This is a genomic window from Paenibacillus amylolyticus (genome assembly GCF_001570725.1).
Classification (GTDB): Bacteria; Bacillota; Bacilli; order Paenibacillales; family Paenibacillaceae; genus Paenibacillus; species Paenibacillus amylolyticus_A.
Map to the genome: position 1 here is coordinate 3,229,783 of NZ_BCNV01000001.1, position 14,356 is coordinate 3,244,138.

Genomic DNA, 14,356 nt, shown 5'->3' on the forward strand with positions numbered 1-14,356 from the left:
CTCAACCTAGATTTAGACAATCATTAATTAAATGGGAAAATCTTTTTCGTTCGTTTCGTTAAATTACCGTTGCGATCATACTCAAACACAATTTGATCACCTGTAAATAGAACGACTTTAAGCAATTGATTTCCATATCCGTACTCATAGCTATTGTCATTACGAATGTTCATCCATGCTGCTTTTATGACTCCCTGAATCGGTTTTCCATCCTTTTCACTTAGCTTGAGATAATAATTCTGTCCACCTTGAAGCTCCCATTCAAGAACCGTATATTGCTCACCATATACCTGTTCTTGCTCTATTGAAGCAGCTACCGGAATGCTGAGTTCCTTATCTGAATACAATTCGATCCGAGGTTCAATAGAAAAATCACCTGATTCCTTTATGGCAATCCGATACTTGTCAGAGCTATACGGACTAAAACGGTAGTATACATTCCCTTGCTGAACTGTCGGAAGCGCCGTCTCTGTGTTTTCATACAAAGTCAGAAACTCCACTTCCACTTCCTTGACCGTAAAGTGCCGATAAGCACCTACAAATTTCAGCGTTTGAGCTGACACATTATGCACCTGAATGTCAGACTTTCCAGGTACAAATTGTCCTCCTGTAGCGTTCTTTCCTTCCTTAACAACAACTTGATTCTGATTTCGAATAACGTAATCATAGGTTCCTCCTTCAGAAGGAGAACCAACGAATAAAGCCTCATAAGGTGAGGTATTCGAGAACAAGAGCGTGTTATTTGGCGTCAAATTCCGCTTGATAAGTGCAGGCTCCTGACTTAAGCTGGCTGTCACGGGAGATTGATATTGAATCGTTACAGGCTCCGTAGATACTACGGTAACAACAAGCGTTGCACCTGCTGGAATATCCCATGTTGCATGACTCATACCCTCCACGAAATACAATGCTTTATTGGATTTATCGTAGACTGTATAATCCACAACGGAATTTACTCCTGCGATTCGTTCAATTTGAGCAGGTTCCGAACCCGGATTAGTAAATACTGCGCTCTGCCCTTGGTTAACAGTGATTTCCGATTCTGGTGAAGGGACTTGATCATCTTGTCCACGGAAAACGCGGTAAATCCCACCATACGTTATGGGTTGATCTGAGATGTTGGTAACGACAACTTTTTTACCACCCAGAACAAGCGGTTCGATCGCTGTTGCTGTTCTACTGCTTGACACTGTTCCATCTACGTTGTAAATCGTGTAATCATACACCCGCCCCGCGCTGCTGGAAGCATCATTTCGGAGTCTTTTTGAATCTGAGCTTATGTTGGTAAAGGCATAGCTCTCGCCTTTGTTCAACGTCACACGCAGATAAGCCGGTTCCTGGCTATCCACGACAGAGAAATCATCCGTGTATTCAAATAATACAGGTGTACTTCCCCCTACGGTCACGACAGCTTCACCACCAGAAGGAATGGTAGCGAGACTTACATTGCTATTGAATTTGTCACTATGTGCTCTGCCGTCTGCCTTATACACCACAATATCAAATAGTGCACCTAATTTTTTGGCGTTACTCCGTATTGGGTTGCTGAGTGAGCCTCCATTATGGAATATGACCGATTGACCCGGTGATACGGTAATCTTAGTTAGTGCTTCATTTGGTCGGTCCTCTACATCAAAAATGGTGTAAATCGCACCTATGGTTACAGGTTGAGCGGACACACCCGTGACCACTGCTTTATTTCCATAAAAAACAACAGGTTCAACCGCTGTTGCCTTTCTTGTACTTCGTTCTGTGCCATCCGGATAATAGGTGACGTAATCAAATATCCGCCCTTGACTGGTGGACGCATCACTGTCGAGATATTCCCGAGCGGTACTGTTATTCCAAAATGTCACGCTTTCTCCCTGTTTGAGTGTTACGCGATGGTATGCAGGTTCCATGCTTTCTTCAACCGAGAAATCATCCGTGTAACTAAACTCAATTGGGACTTGCCCAGCTACGGTCACGACAGCGTAACCCTGTGAGCGAATGATCGGATTTGTATTTTTGTTGAAACCATCCGAATGAACGACGTTTTCTGCTGTATAAAGAACATAATCAAAAACAGCTCCATTGGTACTACTTGCATTGTTTTTAATCGGATTAGCCAACGAACCGTTATTACTGAAAATCATAGATTCTCCAGGATATACAGTGATTCGAGTAATCGCATCACCGCCTGCTTTTTGGACATCAAATGTCCGATAGGGCACACCATATGTTACAGGCGTTGCTGTAACCAAGGTTACAACGGCGGTTCTTCCTGCTGCTACAGTAGGTTTAGTGGTCGTATTCGTCCCTGTAGAACTTTCCGTTCCATTCGGAAGATAAACAACGTAATCATGCTTATCTTTGGTCGTTCCATCCGTTTGGAGCGCATCCGATTTGGAACTGATGTTGGTGAATTGGTAGCTCTCGCCCTGATTTAGAGTTATACGCGTATAGGCTGGCTCATCGCTCCATTCACCGGTATATACTTCATAGGGAAATCCAACACTAACAGGCTGTGAGCCCGCTCCAGTAATAATAATTTCGTTCCCTTCTGCAAGTGAAGGTTTTCCCGTCGTTTCAAAATTAGAAGCTACAAGACTACCATCTTCTTTGTAAGAAGCGTAATCTATCTTCCTGTCCTGAGCTGTGGAAGTATCGGCACTTAAAACTCTTGACTGTGTTCCTTCATTAAAATATCGATAGCTTTCTCCTTTGGACAGAGAAACCCTAAGCATGGCAGGATTGGTTGAAACGCTATAAGAGAATTCAGGACGGATTGTCACTGTAAAAGGGTTTTGACCCGTCGAGGTGATCACAGCTGTATACCCTGAACCTACTGACAAACTGCTAATAGAGTTCATGTTTTCGCTCATGATGCTGCCATCTGGTCTATAAATAACGTAATCGTATGCACTGCTTCTTGCCGTCGCCGCATTGGTACTTAACGATCTTGTCGCACTTCCGTTATTCGTGAACGTATAGGAATCTCCGGGACTCATGGTCAAAGTTCCGTCTGCCATGGCCATAGCTTGAGGAGCGAAAAAGTTCCCCCCGTATGTATCGTCGGTTACCGTCGGTGCATCCTCTGGTTCTTCAATAACTTCGTCTACACCTTCCGGCTCTTCATAGAAGTCCGGATCAATACCATCCAGATACTCTTCTCCTATTAAAGCTGTATCCTCCATAGAAACATCGACATTCTCGGTGCTACTTGTAGTTGTTATTATGGCATCCGAATGATCCGAAAGCGCATAACCGCTAGTCGGATACATAGTTCCAATCAACAACAAAGCCATCAGAAAAACAATAAAACCTTTTCTTAATCTCATGGAATTTAAATTCCTCCTTTATATTTTTTCTCCATTTACTTCCTCATCAGTGTTGTAAATGGAGCCTAATAAATTATTATCGTCATTTTCCTTATTTTAGGGTATGGTAAATTAGTCCCTAATTTCAGGGACTTTTTTCCTTTTTCCTTTCAGATAACAATTAATATAGCCTGTAATTATCTTTATCCGAAATAATATGAGAGATTAGATGAAGTTGAAATGTTATTTCAATTGAGTCAATCGTCTTCCCTATTTTGACTAGAACTTAGATTATTACCTGAAAAATATAAAAGCCGCCAGTTGGCGACTTTTGATTAAATAAATAGTTATCATTCTGGTATATGATCAGCGGACATATGGCTACTGTCCCACTAAATATATAAATACATAATTACTCTCATCCGACTTCTCTTCTGAGAAAACAAAACCTAACCGATCAAAATTTCTGATATCATTCACATCTGTAATTTTCCGCTCTGCCATATACCGTACCATCTCACCCCTAGCCATTTTGGCGCGGGTTGCCTTTTCAACAAGCTTTCCATCAACCATTTGTCCAAATACACAAGTGATAAAACGGGTCTCCTCATTCAGAAAAGGGGTGATGTTCTTGCTGTACTCTTTGGAAGCCAGATTCAGAATACAGTTGCTGTCCACTTGAAGCTGATCTGCGAGTTTGCTGCCCCAGAATTGATAGAGCGATTTGAAACCTGGACCTTGCAGCTTGCCCTGCATCTCCAACCGATAAGGGGTTACCCCATCCAAAGGCCGCAACATGCCATAAAAACCGGATAAAATACGTAAATGCTGCTCTAGATACGCCAGTTCCTCATTTTGAAAAACATCCGGAGCCATATATTGATACTGAATACCCTCATAAGAATATATTGCTGGTGTCAGATTTTCTTTTATATTCATATTCTGAATCCGCTCCACGTTCTGTTCGGCGATTACATCGTTACACTTCCACATCGCTTTGAGTTCGTCATAGGATAACTTTTGAAGCAGACTCAATAGCTGTTCTGACTCGTTTATAAAATGCGGCATCTGCGCGATAGCCATAAGGTCTGTATCAATCTTCATCTTTTTAGCTGGTGATATAATAATTCTCATCGTGCTGATCCATCCTTAATCTACCGTTGTTTTTGTCGTTATCCATTGTACAGGATTGGACAGGCGAATCCAATGCCATGGCTTAACTAATCCCTCATGATACCTTAGAAAAGACTCAAAAAATGAACAAGTCAGCCCACGATTGGACCGGCTTGTTCATTAACATTCAACACATTCAATTGATGAGAAAGCAAGGCGTGCAACTCAAACCGCTATTAGGGAGATACGCTCCCCGCGCTGCTATTTTGCTCTGTTTTTGTAGTCGGCAATTGAATCATTGGCGTATTTGACCCACTTACATATGGAAGGGCTCCATCCCATTTCTTGATGGTTTCATATTCAACGAGTTGACTCGATAAGGATTGTTGAAGCTCCTTGTTTGCTTTAGCTTGACCTTCTGCTTCGATCAATAGTTTGTCTGCATTACCTTGCGCTTCCACGCGCTTGCGCTCTGCTTCTTTTTTGGCGATCTCAAGTTCAGTCGTTTTACGTTCCAGTTCTTGAGAAGCTTCAACACGCTTATCGATTGCTTCCTGAGTCTTGGCGTCAGGTTGAGGAACACCTACAGTAACGTTGGATACAATAAAGCCTAACTCTTTAACGTCATCAGAAAAACGTTGTTGCACGTCTACTCCTGCTTCGGATGACTTTTCACCATAAACATCAATGACTGTAAACTTGGAAATACCTTTACGGGCTGCGTCACGGAAACGTGTTTTGAGATATGTATCCTCAATTTCTTGAATGCTAATTGGCCCAAATGTATTGAAGATAGAAGATACTTTACTTGGTTCTACTTGGTAGTTGTATGCAAAATCGATGGTGATGTTTTTCCCGTCAGAAGTAGCAATCTGAATATCTCTGTATTCCACCGTTTGAATTCGGATCGGATATTTCGTCACTTTATCAAACGCTCCAACAAGTTTCCACCCTTGACTCAGTGTACTATCTTTTACGCCTCCATTTGGTGAATAGACAACCCCAACATATCCGTTAGGAATTCGAGTGACAAAGAAGGTCACCAGTAGCACGCCCACAATAATAACCAATGCCACCGTGATTGCTCCTACCCTAAACGTCTTTGAATTTTTCATCAACATTCTCCTCTTGTTTGAATTTATTGTATTTCTTCAGGATTCTACTACCTATTTTATTGAATAGCGGGATCATTAATGCCCATAGAATAAATGCTAGAATAAAAATTAAAATGATTCCCCCAATAAATGGCATATCCGTCCTCCCCTCTATGGATGTAACCGAGTACAAATTTATAAATGGTAACTAATTATATCCTCTTTTATATATACTTTGTAAATTGGTATTCGGTTTCAAGGATATCCAGTACTTGAACTACTCATTAGGTACAGTAGAGAAGAAAATAGTGAGTGAGAGTGACGTCCAGTACCCGGTTATTCCTATCAAGAAAGGGATCATCAATTCATCTGGTTATTATGGATCAGGCCATAATTGCACCCAGTGCTCATCTCTGTAGGTGTATACAACTTCCTGTGGATTGTCCTTCAATATGACGACTACAGGATACTGTGGCATTTTACTGCGACGAGCAGTGATGCTAATGATCTCATGTTCATCCATTCCCTTTTCAACGACTAAATACGTTCTTAAACCTTCTTCAAGTTCCTTCATATCATTCTTATAAGAGCCGTACCATGTGACTGAAGCTATGACTATTAATGTGATTACAATCAATAATCCTTTTAGAAATCTCAATTCTATTCACCACCATTTAAGCAATTTCTAAAACACTAGACTCAAAATTTGATCCGAAACAGAATCTCTACTATTTATACATTTGAATATGATGCCAAAAAAGCCGCCATGTAGGCGACTTTGATGATACCCTCTAACTACGCAGTATACTTTGTTTCAGTTAATCATTTAGCAGCCGCAGCCATTTTTGTGATCTGATCAGCAATATCTTCCGCCTGTAACAGGGATGAAAATGAATCCGCCGCGAAATACTTCTCCATTTCAATCTCGATCACATGATTATTTTTGACCGCATCTAAGGATGTCCACGTCGCTGGAAGATTGGTTGGCTCTTGACCTTCAACTTTGAGCACAATGACGTAATCGCCCACATAATCGTTCACAGTCTCCCATGAAACTTCAATGCGATCCTCATTTTTGTCAATGATATCACTTTTTACTTTAGGCGTTGGATTCAGACCCAAGATATCGTATGTAGCTCTGCCCCCACGCTCGCCTGCATTGCCGATCACCATCAAAAATTTGTCTACCGTAACGTAATCCACAATGGAGATCGTTGCATCTTTTGGAATGACATTTTTGATTTTATTGCGGGCAGCTTCGGTACGTTTTACAAAATCAGCATTCCACTTTTCAGCTTCTTCTTGTCGACCCAGGATATCGCCCATTGCCGTAATTTCTTCCTGAATGGTGGAATACTTGCTTGTCTCGAACACGACGGTTGGCGCAATTTTGGAGTAGCTTTCATAGGCTGCCGGATTCCAAGTAATAATTACATCTGGAGACAAGTCCAACACCTTCTCCAAAGATATACTTCCCTCCAACCCAATATCTTCAACGGTGTCAGGCAAATAAGGTTTTAGAAATTTTGCAAAGTTCATTTGTGTACTGGACGCGCCAACAGGCGTTACCCCAACAGCTAAGACTGGCCCCAAGTCCCAGTCCACAACAACGCGTTTGGGATATACCGGAACACTCACTTCTCCCATTACCGTTGATAATTTGCGCGTGCTTGTATCTTCTTTGGCCTCGTTGGAAGTCACATTTTGAGTAGACTCTGCACTCTGATTTGAATTTCCACCTGCTGCTCCCTGATTCGTTCGACTGGAGTTCCCACTTGTGCAAGCTGAAAGTATAATCGTAAAACATAACATGAGTGTTAATACCATCTTCGATCTTGTTCCTTTAAACATCTGCCAATCTCCTTCTGTTTTATATTGATAATGATTATCATTAATAACATAACAAGAAGAAGAATGTTTGCCCATAGAGGATACGAACCCTTCCCATGGACTATCTGAATCGACCAAGCTATCCTTCATTTTCTTTTTATATTGACCCGGTGTGATCCCGACCTGCTTCTTGAAGAGACGTGTGAAATAAAAAACGTCACTATACCCTACACTTGAAGCAATCTCCTGTGCCGTAGCATCTGTGCGAATCATTAATTCCTTCGCTTTTGCCATCCGCGCCTGAATCACATATTCAATAGGGCTTCTCCCTGTACGGAGTTTGAATTGCTTCGATAAATATTGAATGCTGTAATTCCACAGTTCCGCCAATGACTCAAGCGAAATAGATTCATTGTAATGTTCGTGAATGTACTGGATGATCTCTTCTACCATATCCGTTTCTTTTGAGGTAACTCCTTGAAGCTTAAGTTGCTGAACAAGTGTATATACGAACTGGTAAAAGCCGATTTTCACATGAAAACGTTCAAAAACCTGTCTTCGGCTCCATTCCTCATACATTGAATCGACATGGCGATATAGATTAAGCGGAGCCAGAGGCTGGTAGGCATACGGTAGCTGAAAAGGGTTGTTCATGTCATAGTTGTGCCGAATCTCTTTACTGGCTTTGGGAGACATACTACCTCTATATAAAATGTAATAGTACGTGACCTCATCTTGCCCGGCCTCGATCCTGATCCTGCTTCCTTTCCCTGCATGTAGTAGATAAAACCGTTTAAATATATGTATATCTTCATCCAGTGAAATGGTGCCTTGTCCTTGCACGATATATATAAAACCACTGACTGGGAGATGGTATTGTTGCTTCCCCCCACTACTTATTACAAGTTGGCGAATATCCACCAGCTGAATCGATGAATTATCCCACATTTGAATATACTCTTCCCAGTTCACTATTTTTCTCCCCCGATAGACCCCATACTGAACCTATTATTCAGTAATAAATCCCTTTGTAATCCTTTGATGATATTCGATAACGATAATCATTGTCAATTGAAAAGAGAGACATTAAGATACGGAAGAAATCCCCGCACTCCTCGTCTGCATAACCAAAATATAAAACAAACCCCGGTAGCACGTCTGCATTCAGCAGCGTACAGCCGAGGTTCATCATTATCATTTCAAATGTTACACTACATATCTCTACTTATACTCATCTCGTAAAATCATGCTGCCCAATAGTCAGCAGCGTTGGCCTGCTCTTACTCCACACCGAAGTGGCAATCTTCGGATTGTAATAATACAGCGCTCCATTCGTCGGATCAGCCCCATTCAATGCCTTGCGAGCAGCCCTGTAAGAGGTCTGGGTTGGCTTGGTATTAAACTGCCCATCGTCTATAGCCGTGAATTGCCCTTTCTGGAAAATAACCTTCGAAATAGACGACGGGAACGCATTCGAATGTACACGATTCATGACAACCGCTCCTACAGCGACTTGCCCTTCAAAAGATTCTCCGCGCGCTTCACCGTGGATCAGCTTCGCCAACTGGCGTAACGTCTCGCCTTCGGCTTTGGCCTTTTTGTTCAGTCTGTTCAGTGTTGCTGGACCTGCAACACCGTCTGCACTCAGTCCCTGCGCCTGCTGGAACTTGCGGACAGCACCTTTGGTGATGGTACCGTAATATCCAGTCATTCCAGCATCGAAGTAGCCCAAATCGCTTAATTGCTCCTGCAATTGCAGCACATGCTCGCTGCGAACGCCCTGTTCCAGCTTTTGTGCTCCCGCAGAGGGAACTGCCACAGTCAATCCCAGAGTCAATGCGCAGGCACCGAGAAGCAAGCTGACCCGCCCTGCTCTTTTGCCAGCCGTTCTCCCCTTCCCATGAGTGACTTTCCGACTGACGGTGATAGGTTCCGTAGTGTCAGCAATCGCCCGCACATCAGATCCTTCATTCAGACTACCAGCTCTAATCAGTGCATCCTCGCTCCCCGTGTACTCCATATTTTTCGTAATTCTCATGTTATTCATATTATTGTTGACCTCCATCGCTTGCATGGGTTTACTTTCATCCACAACATACACATCATACATTCCGTTTATCTCACTCAGTGCATTACTGTTCTTATCGCGGTACGTTACATATATGCCGTTATTCTTATGTGCACGCACCATGTCAATCACCGCATTATGGCTTCCATCTATGCTATTTGCGTGAGTCTTTTCATTCATTTGTATCATCTGGTTATACTTTTTCATCATGCTATTAACCTCCACTTTTCTGAATCCAGATCCCACTTCTTTCCCCTAAATCCTCACGGCTCTACATCCCGAGTGTCATTATAGGATATAGAAAAAATGAAGTCTATCGGACCGATGACGCAGTGGAAAACCGACGCTGAACATAGCAAAAAGAGGCATGAGCCCATGGTCACACCATGGTCATGCCCCTTCTTGTATCAACCTTATACCGCTTGTCCAACCCGTTATTTCCGTAGGCAGGCAGACCCGTACAAAAGTTGCGTTGTATTTATTGACAATTACTCAGCAAGTTCCTGACCCTTCGTTTCCCGGCCCCAGAACAGTACAGCTGCCGCGCCAATGAGGATCGTCACGAAGAAAATCGTGAAAATCAGGCTGATCGCCACTTCGCGCTGAACCAGCATACCGACCATTAATGGAGCAAGTACGCCACCAATCCGGCCAACCGATGTAGCTAGACCAACACCTGTCGAACGAACGGAAGTTGGATACAATTCCGGGCTGTAGGCGTACAGACCACCCCAGGCTCCCAGATTGAAGAAGGAAAGACAGATCCCTGCGGTCAGGATTGTCGCTTCCGTTGTTGCCAGTCCAAACGCAATCGCACTGAATGCAGTCAAGGTGAGATACACAACCAATACGAACTTGCGACCGTAACGTTCAATGAAGTACGCCGCGGTGAAGTAACCTGGCAACTGTGCGATCGTCATGATCAGCACGTATTGGAAGCTTTTAACCAACGTAAATCCCTTTGCCATCACAACCGAAGGCAGCCACAGGAACATTCCATAATAAGAGAAAATGACGGTAAACCACAAAATCCAGAGCATCAACGTTGTACGGCGATGTGGTGCTGACCAGACGGTAGCCACTTTCTCGCGGAACGTGATTTTATGAAGCTTGGTATGATTCTTGTACCGCGGCGGGTCCTGAATGGCACGACGCAGATACAGTGCATAGAACGCCGGAAGTGCACCAATGGCAAAAGCAATTCTCCATCCGTACTCCGGGATAACAAAGTTCGCAATGAGTGCTGATACAATCCAGCCCCCTGCCCAGAAACTTTCCAATAATACAACGGCACGTCCACGTTCCGCTGTAGGCATCGACTCCGATACCAGTGTAGATGCCACGGGCAACTCGCCGCCAAGTCCGATACCTGCAACCAGACGCAGTGCACACAATACGGCGAATCCGGTCGCAAGTGCTGATAGACCGCTTGCAATCGTAAAGATTAGCAAGGTCCACATCAGAATGGCCTTCCGTCCAAAACGGTCCGCAAGTGCACCTGCAAGCAAAGCACCGAGCGCCATACCGATCGAGTTAATACTCGTAAGCACGCCGACTTGTCCGGGACTGAGACTCCATTCCTTGGCGAGTGCAGCCACGATAAAGGAGATCATACCAACTTCCATGGCATCAAACAGCCAGCTCATGCCGGCACTGAACAGCAGCTTGCGCTGCTTGGGATTCCGCAATACTTCCAGTTTGCTCATCACTTATAGCTCCCTTGATCTCTATGTAGTCATTCTGACACTAAATCATTATTATGCAGAATGCTCCAGAAATCAATGCAAAATAAGCTTTTCCTTCCGATTTCTCCGATACCTTACCCCTTGAGTGAACCCGCTGTCAGACCTGCAACAAAGTAACGCTGGAGCAGAAGGAACAGCACGATCATCGGAATGGCCGTTACCAGCACACCCGTAAGCATCATCGGATAGTTCGTCACGTATTCCCCCCGGAACTGCATAAGCGCGAGCGGTAACGTGAGCTTGGACTTACTGCTGAGCATCAGCATCGGAATAAGCAAGTCATTCCAGACCATGACGAGCAGGAACGTAGCTGTTGCCGCCAGTGAAGGTGCAGCGAGTGGCAGTGCAATCCGGGTATAGAGCCTCCATTCGCTTGCTCCATCCATACTGCCCGCTTCCAGAATCTCCGAATTGAGCATGCTCATGAAACCTGTCAGCATAAATACTGAGACTGGCATCAGCATCGCCGCGGATACGACAATCAGTCCCGTGAGACTGTCCGACCACCCGAGTGTACGCGTGAGAGAATAGATCGGCAGCATACTCACTTGGGAAGGAACGATCAGACCTGCTACGAACAGAGCAAACACGATTTTACCTACACTACCGCCCCAGCGGACAATGGCGTAAGCAATCATGCTACTCAGCAATAACTCAATCGCAACCGTACCAAGCGTCACGACCAGACTGTTCCCGAAATATTGCCACATCGGCTGATTGCGGAACATGCCAGTGATGTTATCCCACGTAAACGGGTCCGGCCAGCTGAATGGACTGGTGAAGAAGTTGCTGCTTGTTTTGAACGAAGATACAAATACAAAGTACAGCGGCACCAGAATCAGCAGCGCGTACACCAATAAGATCAGGCGATTGAACCATTTTAAAAACATGTGAACTCCCTTCTGCCTCAATTGCAGGATGAATGCTCCAGCATCAACCTTAATAGCTTACCCGGTCGGCACGCAGTGCCTTGAACTGCAACAGCGTCAAGAGCGCGAGCAACACCAGGAAGATCATGGAACCGGCAGAAGCCAGACCAAATGAATAGCTGCCAAAGGCGGTATGATAGATATATGTGGTCAAAATTTCAGTTGCGTAATTCGGGCCTCCGTCCGTCATGGTAAAAATGAGGTCAAATGCCTTGAACGACTGAATCGTCGTATAGGCCACAACAATCGTTGCCGAAGGTGCCAGCAGTGGCCAGGTCACGGTACGGAATACCTGCCATTTGCTGCCGCCGTCCATACGAGCCGCTTCATACAGTTCTGCCGGAATGCCTTGCAGACCTGCGATGAATACGATCATCATCTGCCCGGCATGCGCCCAGATCTGTACCGCAGCGATGGAATAGATGGCGATCTTCGGATCACCAATCCAGTTACGAGCGATGCTGCTCATCCCAGCTTCATTCAGTCCATAGTTGATCAATCCAATGGATGGATCATACATAAATGCCCAGATCAGTCCGACCGATACGGAGGACAGAATCGCAGGCAGGAAATACAATGCCCGAAGCACAATGCGTGTCTTGGTATTGCGTACCAGGAGCAGGGCCAGGACAAGTGAAATAAAGGTTTGTGCAATAACAACCGTTAACATAAACTCCACGTTGTTGCCAAAGGCTTTGCGGAATACGATGCTGCTGAGACTGTCCTTGTAATTATCCAGCCCTACAAATGCATACGACGGGGATACCCCGTCCCAATCCGTAAAGGAGTAGAACAGCCCCGTCAATGTAGGAAATACGAACAATCCAACGTACAGCAGCAACCCGGGGATGAGAAACAGGGATAGCTGAAGACGGTTTTTCATCGTTTATTTCCCGATATGCTGATCAATGATCGCTTGCGCCTGCTGTGCTGCTTCTTCTGGAGAAGTGCCGCTCAGTACAGCCTGGATGGAGTTGGTTACTGCTTTTTGATTATCTCCGTTCAGAATGGTGAACCGTGGCTGGAACACGGTTTTTTTGCTCGCCCATTCTCCGGCTACCTGAAGCTCAGGCGTATCGTACTTCACATCATTCACCGTTACATTCTGTCCCGTTTGGTTGGCATAGTCACTCGCTACATCGGGATTACTCAGGAATTCGATGAACTTCTTCGCTTCTTCCGGATGTTTCGACTTGCTGTTCACCGCGAGCATGAACGTAGTGGTATGCACCCCTTCATACTTCGCTTGATCTGCACTTACTGTAATCGGTGCAAGCAGTTTTTGCTCCAGGTTCGGATTCTGCTGCTTGTTCTGAGCTAATTGATACGATCCACTTGCCAGCATCGCTGCTTTTTCTTGAATAAACAGTGCGCCAGCCGCAGGGTCCTTCGTGCCCAGTGCATCTTGCTGGAAGTAACCTTTATCGTTCAGTTCCTTGATTTGAGTCAACGTTTTCACCCAAAACTCATCCGTCAGTTTGGCTTCGCCCGCTTCTACTTTGGTAAAAATGTCGTCACTCGGTGCATTGTTCATCACCATCGTGTTCATGAATTGCCCTGGGCCAATGTCAGCTCCGGCAAAGGCAATTGGAATGATGCCATTGTCTTTCAGCTTCTGGCAAAGTGCCAGGAAGCCTTCCCAATCAGTTGGCGGCGTCAAGCCATATTGTTCAAACAGTTTTACATTATAGATTGGATCGTTATATACGAGTTGGTACGGAATTGCATATTGTTTGCCATCGTGCTGTCCTGATTCAATCAGCTTCGAATTGTATGCCGACAGGAACGATGATCCGGTCAGATCCGTGAACAATCCGGCTTTGGTGAAAGCCTCGAACTGTGCACCTGGGAAGGATGCAAATACATCCCCTACCGAACCGTCACTGATTTTGGATTGAACGGTGGATTGGTATTGATCGGAGGGCAGCGTCTGCATCTCCACGTTGATGTTCGGATTCTCTTTTTCAAATGCGTCAATGGTCTTGTTGAGTGCCTCTACATCTTCTCCACGCCAGTGCATGAAGCTGATCGTAACCTTGCCTGAACCCGAGGAGCCGTTCTCTCCAGATGACGCGTTATCCCCGCCGCCGCAAGCCGACAGCAGGATGGACATCACCAGCATACTGACGAGCGGCAGGATCATTTTTTTATTTTTTTTCATGAAAGACGACCTCCTGAGGATGATTAATGTAAGTTGCACGAAAGTTTTTACACGGGGCACTCCGAGTGCAGTACCATCTTCCGATCGCTGTTATACCCGGATTTCTTTGAATCATTT

The 14,356-nt window shown here is 44.7% G+C and carries 10 protein-coding genes; all 10 read right to left on the bottom strand.

Translation table 11 applies throughout. The features are described 5' to 3' along the window. Positions 1-23: 23 nt before the first annotated feature. A complete protein-coding gene (locus PAHA3_RS14325) occupies positions 24-3,320 on the bottom strand; it encodes a hypothetical protein (RefSeq protein WP_062835329.1) in 3,297 nt (1,098 codons plus the stop codon). A gap of 360 nt (positions 3,321-3,680) precedes the next feature. After that, positions 3,681-4,433, bottom strand: a complete 753-nt coding sequence (gene yaaA, locus PAHA3_RS14330) for a peroxide stress protein YaaA (RefSeq protein WP_062835330.1) — start codon at positions 4,431-4,433, stop codon at positions 3,681-3,683. A 215-nt stretch (positions 4,434-4,648) separates the two neighbouring features. Beyond that, positions 4,649-5,527, bottom strand: coding sequence for a prohibitin family protein (locus PAHA3_RS14335; RefSeq protein ID WP_082762809.1), 879 nt, complete (start codon positions 5,525-5,527; stop codon positions 4,649-4,651). Positions 5,528-5,882: 355 nt separating this feature from the next. Further along, positions 5,883-6,080 carry a hypothetical protein gene (locus tag PAHA3_RS14340; RefSeq protein ID WP_371327911.1) on the bottom strand — a complete coding sequence of 66 codons (198 nt, stop codon included), beginning with the start codon at positions 6,078-6,080 and terminating at the stop codon, positions 5,883-5,885. A gap of 248 nt (positions 6,081-6,328) precedes the next feature. After that, a complete protein-coding gene (locus PAHA3_RS14345) occupies positions 6,329-8,308 on the bottom strand; it encodes an AraC family transcriptional regulator (protein ID WP_062835333.1) in 1,980 nt (659 codons plus the stop codon). A 259-nt stretch (positions 8,309-8,567) separates the two neighbouring features. Next, positions 8,568-9,614 carry a cell wall hydrolase gene (locus PAHA3_RS14350; RefSeq protein ID WP_235599444.1) on the bottom strand — a complete coding sequence of 349 codons (1,047 nt, stop codon included), beginning with the start codon at positions 9,612-9,614 and terminating at the stop codon, positions 8,568-8,570. A gap of 278 nt (positions 9,615-9,892) precedes the next feature. Next, positions 9,893-11,110 (bottom strand): MFS transporter, encoded by a 1,218-nt coding sequence (locus tag PAHA3_RS14355; RefSeq protein WP_036614537.1) that lies wholly within the window; start codon positions 11,108-11,110, stop codon positions 9,893-9,895. 113 nt (positions 11,111-11,223) lie between these two features. Beyond that, positions 11,224-12,039 (bottom strand): carbohydrate ABC transporter permease, encoded by an 816-nt coding sequence (locus tag PAHA3_RS14360; protein WP_062835334.1) that lies wholly within the window; start codon positions 12,037-12,039, stop codon positions 11,224-11,226. Positions 12,040-12,088: 49 nt separating this feature from the next. Then, the gene (locus PAHA3_RS14365) at positions 12,089-12,961 is read right to left on the bottom strand and encodes a carbohydrate ABC transporter permease (protein ID WP_201028079.1); all 873 of its coding nucleotides are present in this window, start codon (positions 12,959-12,961) and stop codon (positions 12,089-12,091) included. 3 nt (positions 12,962-12,964) lie between these two features. After that, positions 12,965-14,239, bottom strand: coding sequence for an ABC transporter substrate-binding protein (locus tag PAHA3_RS14370; RefSeq protein ID WP_062835335.1), 1,275 nt, complete (start codon positions 14,237-14,239; stop codon positions 12,965-12,967). Positions 14,240-14,356: the final 117 nt, after the last annotated feature.

Coding starts and splice junctions, on each gene's coding strand:
- PAHA3_RS14340 (WP_371327911.1), bottom strand. CDS start 6,080: ATGAAGGAACTTGAAGAAGGTTTAAGAACGTATTTAGTCGTTGAAAAG.
- PAHA3_RS14335 (WP_082762809.1), bottom strand. CDS start 5,527: ATGAAAAATTCAAAGACGTTTAGGGTAGGAGCAATCACGGTGGCATTG.
- PAHA3_RS14350 (WP_235599444.1), bottom strand. CDS start 9,614: ATGATGAAAAAGTATAACCAGATGATACAAATGAATGAAAAGACTCAC.
- PAHA3_RS14360 (WP_062835334.1), bottom strand. CDS start 12,039: ATGTTTTTAAAATGGTTCAATCGCCTGATCTTATTGGTGTACGCGCTG.
- yaaA (WP_062835330.1), bottom strand. CDS start 4,433: ATGAGAATTATTATATCACCAGCTAAAAAGATGAAGATTGATACAGAC.
- PAHA3_RS14365 (WP_201028079.1), bottom strand. CDS start 12,961: ATGAAAAACCGTCTTCAGCTATCCCTGTTTCTCATCCCCGGGTTGCTG.
- PAHA3_RS14355 (WP_036614537.1), bottom strand. CDS start 11,110: ATGAGCAAACTGGAAGTATTGCGGAATCCCAAGCAGCGCAAGCTGCTG.
- PAHA3_RS14325 (WP_062835329.1), bottom strand. CDS start 3,320: ATGAGATTAAGAAAAGGTTTTATTGTTTTTCTGATGGCTTTGTTGTTG.
- PAHA3_RS14370 (WP_062835335.1), bottom strand. CDS start 14,239: ATGAAAAAAAATAAAAAAATGATCCTGCCGCTCGTCAGTATGCTGGTG.